The 17,712-nt window shown below is 62.4% G+C and carries 18 protein-coding genes and 1 pseudogene; 11 read left to right on the top strand and 8 right to left on the bottom strand.

Annotated elements, in window-relative coordinates; translation table 11 throughout:
- The 3 genes from Y703_RS18580 to Y703_RS0107535 all read left to right on the top strand — a co-directional run.
- Nucleotides 1-1,197: DUF1538 domain-containing protein (locus Y703_RS18580; protein ID WP_035764180.1), on the top strand; the 1,197-nt coding region annotated here is incomplete at its 5' end.
- Nucleotides 1,194-1,544 carry a P-II family nitrogen regulator gene (locus tag Y703_RS0107530; RefSeq protein WP_026552215.1) on the top strand — a complete coding sequence of 117 codons (351 nt, stop codon included), beginning with the start codon at nt 1,194-1,196 and terminating at the stop codon, nt 1,542-1,544. The genes Y703_RS18580 and Y703_RS0107530, both read left to right, overlap by 4 nt.
- Nucleotides 1,545-1,582: 38 nt before the next feature.
- On the top strand, nt 1,583-1,972 hold the full coding sequence (locus Y703_RS0107535; protein WP_026552216.1) for a CBS domain-containing protein: 390 nt from the start codon (nt 1,583-1,585) through the stop codon (nt 1,970-1,972).
- Nucleotides 1,973-2,005: 33 nt separating this feature from the next.
- On the opposite strand, the gene Y703_RS22965 is transcribed toward Y703_RS0107535, so the two are convergent.
- The 6 genes and pseudogenes from Y703_RS22965 to Y703_RS0107560 form a co-directional block, all read right to left on the bottom strand.
- Nucleotides 2,006-2,254: a cation transporting ATPase C-terminal domain-containing protein gene (locus Y703_RS22965; protein ID WP_343212880.1), complete on the bottom strand. Its 249-nt coding sequence runs from the start codon at nt 2,252-2,254 to the stop codon at nt 2,006-2,008.
- Complete coding sequence (locus tag Y703_RS22970; RefSeq protein WP_026552217.1) at nt 2,155-2,784, bottom strand: cation transporting ATPase C-terminal domain-containing protein; 630 nt, start codon at nt 2,782-2,784, stop codon at nt 2,155-2,157. Before Y703_RS22970 ends, Y703_RS22965 begins: the two co-directional genes overlap by 100 nt.
- A gap of 109 nt (nt 2,785-2,893) precedes the next feature.
- On the bottom strand, nt 2,894-3,850 hold the full coding sequence (locus tag Y703_RS22975) for an HAD-IC family P-type ATPase (protein ID WP_026552218.1): 957 nt from the start codon (nt 3,848-3,850) through the stop codon (nt 2,894-2,896).
- A 76-nt stretch (nt 3,851-3,926) separates the two neighbouring features.
- Nucleotides 3,927-4,631: pseudogene (locus Y703_RS22980) on the bottom strand (cation-transporting P-type ATPase); the annotation flags it as partial.
- Between the two features lie 149 nt (nt 4,632-4,780).
- A complete protein-coding gene (locus tag Y703_RS0107555; protein WP_026552220.1) occupies nt 4,781-5,212 on the bottom strand; it encodes a DUF4870 domain-containing protein in 432 nt (143 codons plus the stop codon).
- Between the two features lie 88 nt (nt 5,213-5,300).
- On the bottom strand, nt 5,301-6,167 hold the full coding sequence (locus Y703_RS0107560; protein ID WP_026552221.1) for a DUF3097 family protein: 867 nt from the start codon (nt 6,165-6,167) through the stop codon (nt 5,301-5,303).
- Between the two features lie 149 nt (nt 6,168-6,316).
- Here Y703_RS0107560 and hrcA point away from each other — a divergent pair, with 149 nt between their 5' ends.
- From hrcA to Y703_RS0107575, 3 genes are all read left to right on the top strand, one after another.
- Nucleotides 6,317-7,330 (top strand): heat-inducible transcriptional repressor HrcA, encoded by a 1,014-nt coding sequence (gene hrcA, locus Y703_RS0107565; protein ID WP_026552222.1) that lies wholly within the window; start codon nt 6,317-6,319, stop codon nt 7,328-7,330.
- Nucleotides 7,331-7,434: 104 nt separating this feature from the next.
- The gene (gene dnaJ, locus Y703_RS0107570) at nt 7,435-8,562 is read left to right on the top strand and encodes a molecular chaperone DnaJ (protein WP_026552223.1); all 1,128 of its coding nucleotides are present in this window, start codon (nt 7,435-7,437) and stop codon (nt 8,560-8,562) included.
- 2 nt (nt 8,563-8,564) lie between these two features.
- Complete coding sequence (locus Y703_RS0107575; RefSeq protein ID WP_026552224.1) at nt 8,565-9,320, top strand: 16S rRNA (uracil(1498)-N(3))-methyltransferase; 756 nt, start codon at nt 8,565-8,567, stop codon at nt 9,318-9,320.
- Nucleotides 9,321-9,352: 32 nt separating this feature from the next.
- Here the strand turns inward: Y703_RS0107575 and Y703_RS18590 are convergent, their stop codons facing one another.
- Nucleotides 9,353-10,306: a GerMN domain-containing protein gene (locus Y703_RS18590; RefSeq protein ID WP_051427390.1), complete on the bottom strand. Its 954-nt coding sequence runs from the start codon at nt 10,304-10,306 to the stop codon at nt 9,353-9,355.
- Between the two features lie 330 nt (nt 10,307-10,636).
- Here Y703_RS18590 and Y703_RS18595 point away from each other — a divergent pair, with 330 nt between their 5' ends.
- From Y703_RS18595 to Y703_RS0107605, 5 genes are all read left to right on the top strand, one after another.
- Nucleotides 10,637-11,686, top strand: a complete 1,050-nt coding sequence (locus tag Y703_RS18595; protein WP_051427391.1) for a PhoH family protein — start codon at nt 10,637-10,639, stop codon at nt 11,684-11,686.
- Nucleotides 11,683-12,156, top strand: a complete 474-nt coding sequence (ybeY, locus tag Y703_RS0107590) for an rRNA maturation RNase YbeY (protein ID WP_026552225.1) — start codon at nt 11,683-11,685, stop codon at nt 12,154-12,156. Before Y703_RS18595 ends, ybeY begins: the two co-directional genes overlap by 4 nt.
- On the top strand, nt 12,153-13,469 hold the full coding sequence (locus Y703_RS0107595; protein WP_026552226.1) for a hemolysin family protein: 1,317 nt from the start codon (nt 12,153-12,155) through the stop codon (nt 13,467-13,469). Before ybeY ends, Y703_RS0107595 begins: the two co-directional genes overlap by 4 nt.
- The gene (gene era / locus Y703_RS0107600; RefSeq protein WP_026552227.1) at nt 13,466-14,395 is read left to right on the top strand and encodes a GTPase Era; all 930 of its coding nucleotides are present in this window, start codon (nt 13,466-13,468) and stop codon (nt 14,393-14,395) included. Before Y703_RS0107595 ends, era begins: the two co-directional genes overlap by 4 nt.
- A 113-nt stretch (nt 14,396-14,508) precedes the next feature.
- On the top strand, nt 14,509-16,047 hold the full coding sequence (locus Y703_RS0107605) for an LCP family protein (protein WP_026552228.1): 1,539 nt from the start codon (nt 14,509-14,511) through the stop codon (nt 16,045-16,047).
- 3 nt (nt 16,048-16,050) lie between these two features.
- Here Y703_RS0107605 and Y703_RS18600 read toward each other — a convergent pair.
- Nucleotides 16,051-17,712: M13 family metallopeptidase (locus Y703_RS18600; RefSeq protein ID WP_035764183.1), on the bottom strand; the 1,662-nt coding region annotated here is incomplete at its 5' end.

Consider the following 17,712-nt stretch of genomic DNA (forward strand, 5'->3'; position numbering starts at 1 on the left):
GCATCGGTGGCCGAGCCTGCCGTGATTGCGGTGGCCGAGCAGGCGCAGATCGTCAGCGAGGGTCGGATCAGCGGTCTCGCACTGCGTTTTGTTATTGCTATCTCCGTGGGCCTGGTCTTGATGGTAGGCATCCTGCGCGTACTTCGGGGCTGGGCGGTCTACAAGCTACTGATAGGGGGCTATGCGCTCGTACTGGGACTCACTTATTTCGCGCCAGCAGAAGTTGTCGGCCTCGCCTACGACTCCGGGGGCGTCACCACCAACATTGTGAGTGTGCCCCTGATTACCGCGATCGGACTTGGGCTGGCGAACTCAATCCGTGGACGCAGTCTGCTTACCGACGGATTCGGGCTCGTGGCACTATGCGTGATGGTTCCCATGGCGGGGGTGCAGTTGTACGGAATTTGGGTCTACACCTTCAGCGATGCCAGCGCCATGCCCGCCCTGGAAACGGGAGCGAGTACAACGGGCTGGGTTGTCGACATGCTGCTGGGCCTAGCCTCCATGGTGCGAGAGGTCTTGCCGATTGTCGGGGTCGTGCTCTTCTTCCAGTACGTCGCGCTCCGCCGGCGGTTGGCCCATCCGTTACGCGTAGTCGTTGGCTTCGTCATGGTGCTGTTGGGACTCTATGCCTTTGTCGTGGGTCTCAGGATCGGGCTATTCCCTATCGGTAGCTTGATGGCCGAGCAACTGATCGAGCGGGATGACACGGCGCTCATCCTGCTTTTCGCTTTGCTCATCGGCTTCGCCACGACCATGGCCGAACCGGCTCTGGTGGCGATCGGCGACCAGGCCCAGGAAGCGTCTGCAGGCAGAATCAATGGATTCGTCATCCGGACTATCGTCGCTGTGGGCGTCGGGCTCGGGATCGCCTTTGGCGTCCACCGGATCCTGGTGGGTGGCCCTTTTCACTACTTCATCATGGGGGCGTACGTTGTCGCGATCGTTCTGATCTTCCTGACACCGAAGTACGTGATCGCCCTGGCGTTCGATCTCGGGGGCGTTACGACGTCGGAGGTCACGGTCCCGTTGGTGACGGCACTGGGCATCGGTCTGGCAGCCGCGATCGAGGGCCGGGATGTGCTGATCGATGGCTTCGGGCTGATCGCCTTCGCCTCCATCTTCCCTGTAATTGCCGTGATGGTGTATGCCATTGTGATGGAGCGGGTTCCCCGGCTCCGAAAGGAATCATTATGAAATTCACTGCCATCCTCGTCATCGCACCCGAGGACCTCGAAGACCGCGTCATCACCGAGGCGCAGCGTGTCGGTGCCACGGGCGTGACGATCCTGCCCGGCAAAGGCATCGGCGGTGAAGCAAGAAAGACCTTCTTCGGGCTGACGTTTGAGGGCTCTCAATCGGTGCTGTTGATGGTGGTTGGCAGTCACCTGACCACACCGATCCTCCGAATCATGCACGAGACCTTGATCAGCGGCGCAGATTCGCGGGGTCTGGCATTCGCCCTCCCGATTGAGCACCTCACCGGGATTGACACTCGGCAGGTGGCCCGGTTCGAGAAGCACCTGCGCGGTGAAGAAACCTGATACTCAGAACAGCCGCACGTTTAACGAGGAGGAACCACATGCTGATTGTGAAAAACGTCATGGTGACCGACGTCGTCACCATTTCGCCGTACAGCACCCTGCGGGAGGCGCTCTCCGCCATGAAGCAGAACCAGGTCAAGAGCCTCGTGGTGGAGCGGCAGCACGTGCACGACTCTTACGGACTGCTGACCTACCACGAGCTGCTGCGTACTGTCGTTACCGAGGCAGGGGACGTCGACCTCCTCAACGTGTACGATGCCGCAACAATCCCGGCGATCACCGTCGGCGAGGACCTCGCCGTCAGCCAGGCGGCCGCGCTGATGACCCGCTACCACCTGCACCGGTTGGTCGTGGTCGAGGGAAATGCGCTTGTCGGCCTGTTGGCAATGAACGACATTCTGGCTCGGCTAATGGAGGAGTTGGCGTAATCCCGGAGTGTTCCGGCACACTAGTCCGCTGTTTCAACAGAAGCGACGCGCGATCGGCCACCGGTCATGCTGGAAATCGGTGCGGTGGGACCAGCGTCGGACGGCCTTTTCTGCCTCGACGATGATCAACACTGTGGAGCCGACAGCTACGCACAGGAGCCACTCCCACGGATGCAGGGGCGTCAGCCCCAGCACGCTAGCCGAGACTGGCCAGGACAAGACGGCCCAGTGCAACGTCTGGGCGGCCAGCGAGGTGAAGAAAAGTGGTTTGTTGACCAACAATCGGAGCTGGAAGGGAGACCTGTCTTCAACCCGGGAACTGTGAACCTGAAAAAAGTGAGCACCACGAACATGGTCAGCGCTAAAGACCGCGCATGGATTTCCGGGTATCCGTTGTGCAATGCCACGATGAAACTCAGGATCACGGCCAAGGCCATCCAGCAGCCGGTGATCCCGGCCCGGAACCAGAGGGTGCGCGAGAGGATGCCCTCAGAAGGTGCACGCGGCGGGTGGTTGAGTTCATCGCCGGCGGCTGGTTCGAAGGTCAACGCGATGTCCTGGGCGCCATTGGTCACCACGTTCATCCACAGGATCTGCACGGGCAGGAACAACAGGGGCGTGCTGGCGAAGACGCTCAGCGTCACGGCCACCAGCGCGCCGACGGCGGTAGAGACCAGGAAGAACGTGGTCTTGCGGACGGCGCCGAAAGTGACCCGGCTTTCTTCCACGGCGTGCACAATGGTGACGAAGTTGTCATCGGTCAACACGACATCGGCTGCTTCGCGGGCAGCGTCCGTGCCGGATTTGCCCATCGCGACCCCAATCGCTGCCGTTTGAGAGCTGGAGCATCATTGATGCCGTCACCGGTGACGGCGACAACCTTTCCGGCCGCCCGCAGTACATGCACGATTCTGAGCTACTTTACCGGCGGGACCCGGGCTGCAACGCTGGTCTGTTCGAGGCGTATGGTGAGCATCTGGCGCCGAGCCGGGCGGCGATGGCCGTCGCAGTCACCGGATGGTCTCCGGTGATCATCATGACTTTGATCCCTGCCCGCTGGCACTTGGCGATCTCGTCCGCAACTCCGGCCCGCGGAGGGTCCGTCATTCCTTCCAGGCCCAGGAACGTCAGGCCCGTCGGCGCCGCCAACGGCGAGGGGAGTTTCTCGTCGTCGGCAAGGGTCCGGGAACCGGTGGCGATCACCCGCAGACCGTCCCGGCCCATGGCCTCGTTAGCCGTATGGATCAGGGCCAGGGCCAGAGGAGCCTCGCCATCTTCCCGGGCCAGGGTGGAGGAGGCCTCCATTATCGCGTCCGGGGCCCCTTTGACATAAAGGGTCTGTCGTCCGTGAGCATCGACGTGGAGTGTCTGCGGGTAGCGCAGGTGCGGTTCATCGGGCTGGTATGCGAGAGGCTCCGCCGTGCGGTCCTGTTCACGAAGGGCGCCCCGGGCCACCGCGGTCTTCGCCATGGCTGAATCGACGGCGTCGCCGGAGTACTCCAGTTCCGCGTCCTCGGAGGAGAGCGTCGCTTCGTCCGTTAAAGCACCAGCCCGCCGGACAGTCCGGACCAGCGCGGGGTCGGCTGTGCCGCCGCAGGCGTCCCCTTCGGCGACGTCCGCCACGCCTAACGTGGTCCAGATTCGTTCCACTGTCAGCCGGTTCTCGGTCAAGGTTCCTGTCTTGTCGGATCCGATGACGTTGGTCGAACCCAGTGTTTCCACCGCGGGCAGGGTGCGGACGATTGCGTTTCGTTTCGCCATCCCAGAGACGCCGAGGCTGAGCGCGACAGTCAGGACAATCGAAAGGGATTCGGGGATAGTTGCTACCGCGAGTCCGACGGAGGTCCGGAACATCGTCGAGACGTCGTTGCCGAGCACCAGCCCGGCCGATACGCCGTTCCAGGCTGTGGGTGAGCAACTGCAGCGACGATTTGGCGGCCGGGCCTTGTACGAGGGAATTGATCTCACCCAGCGCGGTGCTGGCGCCGGTCGCAATGACGACCCCCCTGCGCCGGCCGCTTGCCACCAATGTACCGCTGAAGGCAATATTGGCACGGTCCGCGTCGCCGGTATCGGCTCGAAGGAGTCCCGTGTGTTTGGCGACGGCGAATGGCTCACCAGTGAGCATGGACTCATCGAGTTGAAGCGCGTTTGTTTCGAAGAGCCGGAGATCGGCGGGAACCCGTTCGCCGCTTTCCAACAGCACCACATCGCCCGGGACGACGTTGCGCCCGGGGACCAGCTGTTCAGTGCCGTCATGTAGCGCCCGGCACGAAGGTGTGGAAAGCGACTGGAGCGCCCGAACCTCCGCCTCTGCCTTGCGCTCCTGAACGAATCCGAGGGCGGCATTGATGCACAGGATCAGGAAGATCGCGCCGGAGTCCACAAATTGCTGCTGGATGAGCGTGACCACTGCAGCAGCCAGCAGGATTCCAATCAGGGGGCTGACGGATTGCCGCAGCAAAACTCTCCACCACGGGGTAGCACCGGCGAAGCCCAACTCGTTCGGCCCAACGTTAGCCAATCGGCGGTGAACCTCGGCAGCGCTGATTCCCTCCGGATCAGACGACAACCTGGCGAAGACCTCGTCGGAATCCATTGCGTGCCACAGCACGGGCTCCACCGTGTGCGGTGGGGATGCAGAGAACGGGGGTGTCATAGCCCACGGTGTTCACCGGTACAAGAACTCCTGCAGGCTCTCGCTGCGGACGGGGTGTAGGCTATCGCTTCGACCGTTGGCCCGGGCACCCGGCTTGACGATCGCCAACTCGCTCAACTCGAGGTCCTGAAACTGTTTGTAGAGGACGTCTAGCGGAACAGGCGAAGATTGAGCACATACTGATAGGGGCGACCCCGATTGACCTGGATTCCTGCAATAACCGATGAGACAGCTATCGCCACCCAGATCAGAGCATTCACCACAGCGAATAACCCTCCCACTGTTGGCAGCAGGGAGAGCAGCCAGGCAGCAAAGGCAAGAATCGTGGGTGGGAAGGTGAAGTTGAAGGCTTCACGCGCTTCCTGGGCGGTGAACGGGCCCCGGTTCTTGAAGATGAGCAGGATCAGCAGGGACGGAATGAACCCCAAAATGCCGCCGAAGTGTGCAAGGGTTGCCCACTGCCTATCCTCAGACGCGGTCAGCGGCAGAGCGTTCGCCGGTACACCCTCAAAAGCGGATGGAGGCTGACCGTTGCCGTCCTCGGATCCGTGCTGTTTGTGCTGGTCGGCGGGGTTAGACAACTGAACATCCTCTATTGCATTAGCGGCCACCGGTTCTGGGGCCGTCACACCTAGAATACGTCGTTGCCTCACAAACGTGCACCCCGGATCAGATTGTCTCGTCGAAACTACCCGGAACAGTCAGGAAGTCAATCACTTCCTCAACCCTCCCCAGAAGCGATGGCTCAAGGTCGGAATAGCTGTTGACGCGGCTCAGTAGGCGCTTCCAGCCGTGGGCTACCGCTGCCTTGTCAGAGTTCGGCCAGCCTAGCCCGGCGAGGATGCCGGTCTTCCAATCCTGACCGCGGGGGACGACCGGCCAGGCGGCGAGGCCTACAGTTCCCGGTTTGATTGCCTGCCACACATCGACGTAGGGGTGGCCCACCACCAGAACGTTCGATGCAGCGCCCGGCACCCTCATCGCCTCCTGCGCAATCCGCTGTTCCTTTGAACCCGCTACCAGGTGGTCGACCAGAATACCGAGCCGCCGGCCCGGGCCGGGCCTGAAGGACCTGATCATCCCGGAGAGGTCGTCGACGCCATGGAGCGGTTCGACGACGATCCCCTCAAGGCGCAGATCATCGCCCCATACTTTCTCGATGAGTTCGGCGTCGTGTTGGCCCTCAACCCAGATCCTGCTGGCGCGCGCGGTCCTGGCCCGGGCTCCGTCAACTTTCACCGAGCCCGACGCCGTCATCCGGCGGGCAGGTGATGTCGGTGCGACAACTGGGGCCACCACTTCGACAGGACCTCCATCGACGTGGAAGCCAAAGCCGAGAGGGAACGTTTTATTCTTGCCGCGCCGGTCCTGAAGCACCATCACGTGCATCCCCCCGGACTTCTCAACCCGGACCACTGCGCCGACATAGCCACTCTGGACATCCTCGAGCACCAAGCCGGCATTGGCCGGAACCTGGGGAAGGGAAACCTCCCGCGGGGCGGAGATGTCCTGGGCACCCCATTCATAACTGGACAAATTCGAACTCGCTTCCCGGGTCGCCGCTGGACGGTCTGGCCAGGGATTTCAATGCTAACAATCCATTGGAACGTACTAGACTTGGCAGTTGGGTGTGTCGAGTGCCAGATCAGCTGTCAATGTCCCAGGAACCATGGTGGAGGTGAAACGTGAGCGAACCACGCCGACTCGAAGTATTGCGTGCCATCGTTGAAGACTATGTGCATTCCCGGGAGCCGGTGGGATCGAAAGCCCTGGTGGAGAGGCATCAGCTGGGAGTCTCTTCGGCAACCATCCGCAACGACATGGCGGTTCTGGAGGAAGAAGGTCTAATCACCGCGCCCCATACCAGTTCGGGCCGCATCCCGACTGATAAAGGCTACCGGCTGTTCGTCGATCAGATCTCCGAGGTCAAGCCGCTATCTGCTCCCGAGAAGCGCGCCATTCAGACCCTTCTGGAAGGAGCTGAGGATCTCGACGACGTGATGGACCGCACTGTGCGGCTCCTCTCACACCTAACCAATCAGGTGGCAGTAGTTCAGTATCCCCATCTCGGCAGTGCAGCAGTCCGGCACATCGAATTTGTGCTCCTGGCCCCGAATCAGGTGCTGGTGGTCCTCATCGCAACCAGCGGAACCGTCCAGCAACGGGTAGTGCCGTTGCAGGAACCGGTGCCGGAGAATAGCCTTGCTGACCTGAGGCAGCATTTTCTTGGCTCAGTTTCAGGCACTAAGCTGACCTTCCTGCCACAGGAACTCGCCATCGCCGTGGCGGCTTTGCCTCTCCAGCAGCGGCGGGCGGGAGCCGTGTTCGCGCGAACCCTTGAGCAGCTTGCCGGCATCAATCGCGATGATCGGATTGTGATGGCTGGTACAGCCAACCTGGCCCGATCCACCGTAGACTTTCCCCTGAGCATCGGCCCAGTGCTGGAAGCGCTGGAGGAGCAAGTTGTGATGCTGCGCCTGCTCTCCGAGATGAAACATGATGCGTTTGGGGTTTCGGTCAGGATTGGGCGGGAAAACCCCTACGGCGGGCTCGCCGAAGCGTCGGTGATCGCCACCGGATACGGTCCCGATTCGCTGGCCAAGGTCGGAGTGCTGGGACCAACCCGGATGGACTACCCAACGTCGATGGCAGCGGTGCGAGCGGTGGCCCGTTACCTGTCACGGATCCTGACTGACTAAGCCGGACCCGCTTCAGATAGAAACTTGAATCAGCAACAGACGAACCGTACCGGTAGGGCAGGTAGCCCTACAACGGTCAGTGACATAGGAAGTGAAGTGCAGGAGTGAGTAATCACTATGAAGTCCTCGGTGTGAACCGCGATGCTAGCGGCGAGGAGATCAAGAAGGCCTACCGCAAGCTGGCACGTAAGTTGCACCCGGACGTCAACTCAGGGCCCGACGCCTCCGAAGAGTTCAAGATGGTGACCCGAGCCTACGAGGTGCTCTCTGACGCCCAGAAACGCCGCGTGTACGACACGACCGGCAATGAGAACGGGACCGACAACGGTTTTGGCGGCGGGCACGCCGGGCAGGGCTTCGCCTTCCAGGACATCTTCGAGACCTTCTTCGGGGGTGGCGGGACCTCTGGTCCGCCGTCGCGCACCCGCCGCGGCCAGGATGCCCTCATCGCCGTACGCATCGATCTTCTTGACGCCGTCTTCGGAGTCAACAAGAAGATCGATGTGGACACCGCGGCGGTCTGCCCCACCTGTGACGGGTCCTGCTGCCAGGCGGGCACCTCACCCCGTACCTGTGATATTTGCGGTGGATCGGGTCAGGTGCAACGCGCTGTCAGGTCCATCCTGGGCCAGGTGATGACCAGTGCCACGTGCGGGACATGCCAGGGCTTCGGCACTGTCATCCCCAATCCCTGCAATGAGTGCAACGGCGACGGACGCGTCCGGAGCCGCCGCAGCCTCACCATCAAGGTGCCGGCCGGTGTATCGACCGGCACCCGGATCCAGTTGGGCGGCCAGGGTGAGGCCGGCATGGCTGGAGGGCCCCAGGGCGACCTGTACGTTGAGATCCGGGTCAACCCGGATTCAACGTTCCTGCGGGAGGGCGATGACCTTCATGTCACTCTCAGCGTGCCGATGACCGCCGCAGCGTTGGGAACCACGCTGAACCTTGCCTCGTTCGATGGTGACCAGGAACTGGGGATCAAGGCCGGCACCCAGTCGGGTGAGATTGTTACCCTCCGTGGACTCGGCGTCACCCACCTCCGTGGCTATGGCCGTGGAGATCTTAAGGTTCACCTCAACGTCGAAACGCCTCGGAACGTAGACCAGGCGCAGGAAGAGTTGCTGCGGCGGCTCGCCGAGCTCCGGGGCGAAGAGTTTGTTGAAGGCCAGCTGGCCAGCAGCGGGTCAGGGGTCTTCGCGAAACTCCGGGAGCGGTTGGGTAACCTCTAGGAGTGAGCAACGCGCTGTACTTTGGTGATCCAGCTGCGATCGCCGCTGCAGTCCCAGGATCGGCTTTCACCCTCGCCGGTGCCGAGGCCCGGCATGCAAGCACAGTCAAGCGGGTCGGCGCAGGGGAAACCATCGACGTCGCTGACGGCAGGGGGCGAAGGATCTCTGGTGTTGTCACTGCCAGCGCGGGCCAGGACGTCACCCTGGACGTCAGGTCAGTGACCGACGAGATCCCGCCCGCCTGCCGGCTCATCCTGGTTCAGGCGCTGGCCAAGGGGGACCGCGACGAGCTGGCTGTTGAGGCTGCCACCGAGCTTGGCGTGGACGCGGTGATTCCCTGGCAGGCAGATCGCAGCATTGTCCGCTGGCGGGCGGAGAAAGCACTCAAGGGTCAGCGGAAATGGGAATCCACCGTCTGGGGTGCTGCCAAGCAATCGCGGCGTGCCCGGTTGCCCGACGTGCTCCAGTTGCACGACAGCGGAGCGCTGGCGCACTGGTTGGCGAGCGTCGATCTGGCGCTGATCCTGCACGAGGACGCCGCCGTCGGAATCGGATCCCTCGTCCCGTCGCCTGAGACGGGCGTGCCCGACACCATCGCTGTGGTTGTCGGTCCCGAGGGCGGAATCAGCAGTCAGGAGCTGGAGCTGTTCATCTCCAAGGGCGCCCACCCGGCAAGGATTGGCTCCCATGTGCTGCGCTCGTCGACCGCTGGCCCTGCGGCGCTGTCGGTGCTCAACCAGCTCATCGGCCGCTGGTAGCGATCGGTGGCAGGCCCCACCACAGCTGGCGTCTACTGAATGACGACGCGCTTGGTGTCGGCGCCGATCTCCTGGCCATCCTGGGTGCCCTGCGCGGCATCAAAGACGCTGACCTCATACTCGCCGGGCAACAGGGCGATCGTGAATTCGAAGAGCCCTGGGGAGCCAGGCCCGCTGTCTAGACCAACCGTACCGCTGCGATAAGTCTCCAGCTGGTCGCCAACAACCTCGTCGATCCGCCAGCTCAGCACCGAGTTCTCCGCCAGTCCGCTGCCCGACACACTGAGCGTCGACTGGTCGGTGGTTTCGCCATGCTGCGGCTCAATAATCCAGATCGGCGCCATCAACCGGGTGTCACGCTGTAGCTGGGAGCCGAGCTCAATGTGCCCGAACGCGTTGAAACCGGCCACACCATCCACCAGTACGACGACGCTGCTCGGATCGCCCCCCGACACCAGGCCTGCGTTGGCCGCGGCTGCGGTAGCCGTGTACACAAGTTGCTGGACTGCACGATAGGCGGAACCTTCATCGATCTTGGCACTGAAAGCGTCAGCTGAGATGTCAACGGTGATGATATTGCCGGGGGAGATTGAAGTGCTCACCGTGTCAGCCGGTGACCACGACCCGAAGTAATCGGGGTCCAAAGCTTCGTTGGTGGTCATCGCCTTGACTGCCGCAGCGATCGGGTCGCCACCCTTCTCGCCCTTGAGGAACTCCCGGTACAGCAGGCTGCTTCCGTTGTTTTCTCCCAGCCAGTAAACGGGCAGTTGGTTGCTTCCGGTGGTGGTGGCAGGCGGTACAGCTGAATCTGCCACCGAGGAAGGGTCGGTAAGAATAGAGGGCTGTTCCGGAAGGGAAGTTGCGCCGCCGTCGCCATCGAGGGGGGTGCAGCCAACAAGGCCCAGCCCTGCCAGTGACAGGAACGCTGTGACGGCGAGGGTGCGTCCCCACCGGCGCCGGGTGCCGCGCTGAAGGGACCACTCCATCCGCGTCCTATCCTTCCGCTCTTCAGCCCGGCATGTTTTTGGTCGTCGCCTGGGTAGTGCGCTCAAGCAACGTCCTCCAGCTTTGCATACGGGAACCGGGTGAATAAGGGGTTTAGCCAAGTCGTCGCTGGACTGAGACAGTATTGAAACCGGGCCGTTGCCCGGATGAGATCAACTGCTTCCTGAGGACACCGACGCCGCGCCGATCGGAGGACCTGCCGACGGAGGAAACGCCCGACGGAGGACGGACGTAACGTAAGATCGTAAGCGGGGCGGCATGCCGTCGCTAACCGATTCAAGGAGAGATGGAAGGCCGCGAGGGCCGATTATATGACCGATTCTTCAGTTGGCATTAGCGCAGTGGGCATGGACACAAGGGTTGTCCACTTCGACTCGACGGAACAGATGGTGCAAGCGCTTGGAACCAATGACGAGGCCCTGCGGCTGATCGAAAGTACTTTCGTGGGGGTTAACCTGCACGTCCGGGGCAACGAGCTGTCAATCACCGGGCCCACCGTTGACGTTGCGCGCACCGAGCGTCTCATCGCTGAAATCCGGACGCTCGCTGCCAACAACACCACCGTCAACCCGCAGGTGCTCAAGCAGCTGGTGTCCATGTTGAAGGATCAGGCGGTCAGTAGCCCATCCGACGTGCTCACCATGAACATCCTCTCTTCCCGGGGCAGGACCATTAGGCCCAAAACGTTGAACCAGCGTGACTACGTCGAGGCGATCGACCGGCACACAGTGGTGTTCGGCATTGGCCCCGCGGGAACAGGAAAGACCTACTTGGCAATGGCCAAGGCTGTCCAGGCGCTCCAGCACAAAGAAGTCAACCGAATCATCCTCACCCGCCCAGCAGTCGAAGCCGGAGAGCGGCTGGGGTTTCTCCCCGGCACGCTCAGCGACAAGATTGACCCGTATCTGCGGCCGCTCTACGATGCGCTGCACGACATGATGGACCCGGACACCATCCCGCGGCTGATGGCTGCGGGCACGATTGAGGTGGCACCGCTGGCTTACATGCGCGGGCGCACGCTGAACGACGCCTTCATCATTCTCGATGAGGCGCAGAACACCACCCCAGAGCAGATGAAAATGTTCCTGACCCGGCTTGGCTTTGGGTCAAAGATGGTGGTCACTGGGGATGTGACCCAGGTGGACCTGCCCGGCGGGACCAATTCGGGACTGCGGGTGGTCAGCGAGATACTTCAGGGCGTCCAGGACGTCAGTTTCCGCACCCTTGACGCGTCCGACGTCGTCAGGCACCGGCTGGTCGGCGACATTGTGACCGCCTACAGCGTCTGGGACGAAAACCAGCGGGCATCAGCTGCCCAGGATCATCGTGGTTCGCGCGGACACGCCGGAGGCAAAGGATGAGCATCGAGGTCAACAACGAGTCAGGTGTTCCGGCGGATGAGGAGAACCTCATCCGCTTGGGCCGGTTCCTTCTGGACGGTCTCTTTGTGCACCCCGAGGCTGAGCTGTCCATTATCCTGGTTGACACAACTGCCATGGAGAAACTGCATATCGAGTGGATGGACGAACCCGGGCCTACCGACGTCCTGTCCTTTCCGATGGATGAGCTTCGCCCGGGCACGGCCGGTCGGTTGACCCCCGCCGGAGTGCTGGGCGATGTAGTGCTCTGCCCCGAGGTGGCGCAGGCCCAGGCCGAGAAGGCAGGGCACTCCACCCAGGAGGAGCTGCTGCTACTCACCACCCACGGGGTGCTGCACCTGCTTGGTTACGACCATGTCGAGCCCGACGAAGAGGCTGAGATGTTCGCCTTGCAGCGCAGCTTGCTTGCGGACTATCTGGGCGGAAAAGCGCCCGAGGAGACAGTCAGTTGATCGTTTGGATCCTCGCCTTCATGGCGTTGGTGTTTGTTCTCGTGGCAGCCCTCGTCACGGCCGCGGAGGCGGCATTCAGCTACCTGCCACGCCAGGAGGGCGAGGACCTCCTGCAGGGAAAATCGGGGAGGGCGCTTGAGCGGATCCTCGCCTCGCCGATCTCCCACATGCATGCGCTCCGGTTCTGGCGGGTCTGGTTCGAAATGGCAGCAGCTGTAGCGGTAGCCATTCTCTTCCATGATGTGCTCGACAATGTCTGGATAGCCGGTCTGCTCGCGACCGCCACCATGGCCGCCGTCGGGTTTGTGCTGGTCGGCGTGTCGCCCCGTCAGCTGGGGAGGACCCACGCGAGCCGGGTAGTCCCCGCCACAGCCGGGCTGGTCAGGCTTCTGTGCGGCGTCCTCGGACCGGTGCCCCGCTGGCTGGTAGCACTGGGTAGCGCCATCACCCCGGGCGCCGCCCGCGCCGAGGCAGCCTTCTTCACTGAAGAGGAATTCCGTGAACTGCTCTCCCGCGCCAACGACGCCGAGATGATCGAGGACAGCGAGGCCGAGCTGATCCACTCGGTATTTGAGCTGGGCGACACGAAGGTCCGGGCGGTAATGGTGCCCCGCACCGACATGGTGTCCATCGAGACGGGTTCCACCCTCAAGCAGGCGATGTCGCTGTTCCTGCGCTCGGGATACTCGCGAGTCCCGGTCATTGGCGATAGCGCCGACGAGATCATCGGCATCCTGTACCTCAAGGATGTGGTGGCCCAGCTGCATGGACCGGACGGACGGCCCGCCGAGCCCGTCGAGAGCGTGTGCAGGGCGGTGCGCTATGTCCCCGAGTCAAAGCCGGTGAGTGACTTCCTGCAGGAGCTGCAACGGGAGTCCACTCACGTAGCGATTGTCATCGACGAATACGGCGGAACGGCCGGGCTCGTCACCCTTGAGGACCTGATCGAGGAGATAGTCGGGGAGATCGTTGACGAGTACGACTCGGAGGTACCTGAGCTCGAACAGCTCGGCAACGGGGAGTACCGGATCAGCTCGCGCATGGGTATCGACGATCTGGGGGAGGTCTTCCATGTTGACTTGGAAGACGATGAGGTGGACACCGTTGGCGGACTGCTCGCCAAGACGCTCGGCCGGGTGCCCATTGTGGGGAGCGAGGTAACTGTCGGCAGTATCGGCTTGCGCGCCGAACGTGTCGAGGGCCGCCGGAACCGGGTTTCCCACATTATTGTGTGGAAACGGGAATCAGCACCTGACGACGACGGCCGGGACCGGAATCCCGCACTACTTCAAGGACACGGCGGATCATCATGAGTGAACACAATCACCGGGCGGGGTTCGTTTCCCTGGTCGGGCGCCCCAATGCAGGGAAGTCGACGCTGACGAACGCGTTGGTGGGGCAGAAGGTGGCGATCACCTCTTCCAAACCTCAGACCACCCGGCACACCATCAGAGGCATAGTGCACCGGGAGGATTCCCAGCTGGTCCTCGTCGACACGCCGGGTCTTCACCGCCCACGGACTCTCCTCGGTCAGCGACTGAATGATCTCGTCGCAGACACGCTCGCTGAGGTGGACGCCATCGGCTTCTGCATTCCAGCCAATGAGCCGATCGGCCCGGGGGACAGGTTCATTTCCCAGCAGTTGTCTCGGTTGCAGCGGAAGCCCTTGATCGCCGTCGTGACCAAAACCGACCTTGTTGACCGCGCGGCGCTGACCCGTCAACTTATGGCAGTCGCTGCCCTGGGCGAGGAAGTGCTGGGGGCTGACGGATGGGCCGACGTCGTTCCCGTGTCCGCTGCCGATGGCTTCCAGGTCGAAACGGTCGGTGACGTGTTCGTGTCCCACATGCCCGAATCCCCGCCGCTCTACCCAGGCGGCGCCCTGACCGACGAGCCCGAGGCGGTGATGGTGGCAGAGCTGGTGCGTGAGGCAGCGCTTGAGGGTGTTCGCGATGAGATGCCACATTCTCTGGCGGTGGTGGTCGACGAGATTGTCCCCCGCGAGGGGCGCAGCCCCGACAACCAACTCCTTGACGTAAGGGTGAACCTGTTCGTTGAACGGTCCTCACAAAAGGCAATCATTATCGGTAAAGGCGGAGCACGCCTCCGGGAGGTCGGAACCAACGCACGCAAGAGCATCGAAGCGTTGTTGGGAACCCGGATTTACCTCGACCTGCACGTCAAGATTGCGAAGGATTGGCAGCGCGATCCGAAGCAGCTGGTGCGCCTGGGATTCTAGCCGGGCACTAGACAGTTGCAGCAGACGTTGTCTGGTAGTGGCTGGGATCAGCTTGTTCGGCTGGCGTGCACGCCAGCCACCACCTACCGAATTCTTCGAAAGGGCTGCAACGCATGAGTCGTCGACGCGCCGATGCCGGCCACAACGCCGAGAATGAGGCGGCGTCCCCCGCTGGGCGTCACCTCGGCCGGCAGGGCCCCCAGCGGATCCTGACGATCATTGCGGTTTTCTTGGCAACTGTCCTGGTTGCAGGAGTGGGCTTCGCTTCAGTGCAGCTGCTCCGGCTCCAGGGAAACGTTGCCACGCAGCCGCTGAACCTTTCGACCGATCAGGGCGGCGACGCCACGGCGAACATCGACAGGGATCCCGTGCAGATTCTCATTCTGGGGACTGACACTCGTGAGGGTGCGGACAACGCCGCCTACGGCGGCGCTGAGTTCACCACCGAAACCGGCAATTCAGACGTCATGATGTTGATGCATCTGTCGGCAGACCGTGAAAATGTCACAATGGTCAGCTTCCCGCGTGATCTGCTGGTCCCGCTCCCGGCGTGCCTGGACCCTGAAAGCGGAACCCTCAGTCCCGCACAAGACCTCGCAATGCTCAACGGGGCCCTGGGCAATGGTGGGCCGGGCTGCACAGTTGCTGCAATTAACGAGCTGACCGGCCTCAAGATCGACCACTTCATGATGGCTGACTTCAACGCCGTCAAGGAACTGTCCTCAACACTCGGCGGGGTCGAGGTGTGCGTCAACGAGGAGATCAAGGACACGTACTCGGGTCTAAGCCTCCCCGCTGGCACGTCCGAGGTGGAGGGCGAACAGGCGCTGGCCTTCCTGCGGACACGACACGCCTTCGGCGACGGTGGCGATGAGGGAAGGATCCGGGCCCAGCAGTCCTTTATGGCATCAATGGCGCGCAAAATCCAGGAGGAGGGGACGCTGACCAACCTTCCCCGGATGTACGCGATCGCTGAGACCGTCACCAAGAATCTCACGGTCGATGATGGGCTGAGCCAGATTCCTGACCTTTTACGGTTGGCCGATCGCCTCAAGGACGTGGATCTTGCCAAGGTAGCTTTCGTCACCATGCCCGTCCTGCCGTACGAACCCGACCTGAACCGGCTGGTCCCGGATGAGGAGCCTGCCGAAGAATTGTTTGCGGCGCTGGTGGCAGACCGGAGCATCGTCGAGGAGGCTGAACCCGAACCGCAACCGTCCCAGTCCAACGGTGCAGCAGGTTCAACAGCCCCGTCTGCTGGCCCCGAGGCCGAGGAAACCACCCTCGACTTCGATCCGGCAGCTGTCCCGTTCACTGTTATCGACTCCTCGGGCGAACCGGACCGGGGCAGCGAAATCCAGGACCTTCTCCTGGCTGAGGGCTACACCCAGACAGCGGTTACCGATGATGTCGACACGCCAGCCACCCAGCTCTTTGTCGGGCCGGGCTACGAGGCGATCGCTGAGTCAGTAGCTGAACTTTTCGGTCTCGACGACGTGCAGGTGCTGTCGAGCCCGGCCACAGTTGGACTCGCGTTGAGTGTGGGCGCCGACTTTACCTCGGGTGCCACCGTCAGCACCGAGGGCCTGCCCTCCCAATTGTCGGGGCAGACGGCAGACCAGGTGACCTGCCAGTCATCGTTCGGGTCCTAGCAGCTACCAGATCCGAACCCGCTGCTCCGGGCTCAGCCACAGGTCGTCTCCGTCGGCAACAGAAAATGCCTCGTGGAACTGGTCGAGGTTCCGTACCACCTGGTTGCAGCGGAACTCGTTGGGGGAGTGAGGATCGACTGTCAGGCGACGAACCGCCTCCTCAGCCCTAATCTTCTGCCGCCAGCACTGTGCCCAGGACCTGAAGAAGCGCTGGGCACCGGTCAATCCATCAATCACCGGCGCCTGAGAACCGTCGAGGCTCAGCAGGTAGGCGCGGAAGCTGATCGTCAGGCCACCGAGGTCACCAATGTTCTCTCCGAGGGTGAGCCGACCGTTGACTGAACTGCCTGGAGCTTCAGCGGGCGAGAGGGAATCATACTGATCCACCAGCTGCTGGGTGAGTGCATCGAAGGAGGCACGGTCCTGATCGGTCCACCAATTCTCGAGTCGGCCGGTGCCGTCAAACTGGGAGCCCTTGTCATCAAACCCGTGCCCGATCTCATGACCGATCACTGCACCGATTGCCCCATAGTTGGACGCCGGGTCAGCGTCCACGTCGAAGAACGGTGGCTGCAGGATGGCGGCTGGGAACACTATCTCGTTCATCGTCGGCATGTAGTAGGCATTGACCGTCTGCGGGGTCATTAACCAGTTCCCGCGGTCAATCGGACCGCCCAGCTTCGCCAGTTGGCGATCCAGCTCAAATGCTGTGGCGCGCCGTACGTTGCCGTACGTATCGCCGTCGATAATCTCTAGCGCAGAATAGTCAATCCACTTCTCGGGAAAGCCAATTTTGGTGTTAAAGCTGTCCAGCTTCGCGAGGGCGCGGGCCTTGGTCTCATCGGTCATCCATTCCAGCGATCCGATGCTGCTCTGGTAGGCGGCCAGGAGATTCTCGACCAGGCTCTCCATGATCGCCTTGTGGGAGGCAGGGAAGTGCCGGGTCACGTATTCCCGGCCAACGGCTTCGCCAAGCGCCCCTTCGACCAGCGCGACCGAACGCTTCCAGCGGTCCTTGATCTGAGGTGTGCCGCTGAGATGGGTCCCGTAGAAGGCGAATGCGGCGTCGACGAACGCCTTGCTCAGATACCCGGCGGAGTGCAGCAGTACCCGGGTGGTCAGCCAGCTCTTCCATGCGCTCAGGTCCACCGACTCCAGGAGTCGACCGACTGACGCCAGGTACTCCGGCTGGCTGACCACCAGTTCATCGATCCCTTCGCTGCCCTGGGTCAACCGCTCCAGCCAGGACCGGCTGAACGGTGCGAGCTCGGTCAGCGCCTCGAGGCTCAGCAGGTTGTAGGTGGCTTGCGGGTCACGCCGTGTCACAGCATCCATGTGGGAGGAGGCCAACTGCGTTTCCAGCGCGAGGACAGCTTCAGCGCGTGCCTGGGCACCAGGTTCTTTTGCTGCAGTAAGTAGCGCAACGAGGAAGGTCAGGTATTCAGCTCGTGACTGGCTGAACTTCTCCTCCCGGTAATACGACTCATCGGGCATACCGAGACCCGACTGGTACAGATGCACCACGTACCGTTCGGGGTTCCCCGCGTCATTGCTGACATAGGGCAGGACCAGCCCGGCGATACCGGTGCGGGAGAGTTCGGCGTCCAACGCCACCAGCTCGGCGGCCGACTCCACTGCATCGATCCGGCGGAGCAGGGGTGCCAC

It is taken from the genome of Arthrobacter sp. H20 (assembly GCF_000520515.1).
In the GTDB taxonomy this organism is placed as follows: Bacteria; Actinomycetota; Actinomycetes; order Actinomycetales; family Micrococcaceae; genus Arthrobacter_D.

Bases quoted from the DNA above. Each gene is read 5' to 3' on its own strand.
- ybeY (WP_026552225.1), top strand. From the start codon at position 11,683: ATGAGCATCGAGGTCAACAACGAGTCAGGTGTTCCGGCGGATGAGGAG.
- Y703_RS22970 (WP_026552217.1), bottom strand. From the start codon at position 2,784: ATGGGCAAATCCGGCACGGACGCTGCCCGCGAAGCAGCCGATGTCGTG.
- Y703_RS0107530 (WP_026552215.1), top strand. From the start codon at position 1,194: ATGAAATTCACTGCCATCCTCGTCATCGCACCCGAGGACCTCGAAGAC.
- Y703_RS18590 (WP_051427390.1), bottom strand. From the start codon at position 10,306: ATGGAGTGGTCCCTTCAGCGCGGCACCCGGCGCCGGTGGGGACGCACC.
- Y703_RS0107535 (WP_026552216.1), top strand. From the start codon at position 1,583: ATGCTGATTGTGAAAAACGTCATGGTGACCGACGTCGTCACCATTTCG.
- era (WP_026552227.1), top strand. From the start codon at position 13,466: ATGAGTGAACACAATCACCGGGCGGGGTTCGTTTCCCTGGTCGGGCGC.
- Y703_RS18595 (WP_051427391.1), top strand. From the start codon at position 10,637: ATGACCGATTCTTCAGTTGGCATTAGCGCAGTGGGCATGGACACAAGG.
- Y703_RS0107605 (WP_026552228.1), top strand. From the start codon at position 14,509: ATGAGTCGTCGACGCGCCGATGCCGGCCACAACGCCGAGAATGAGGCG.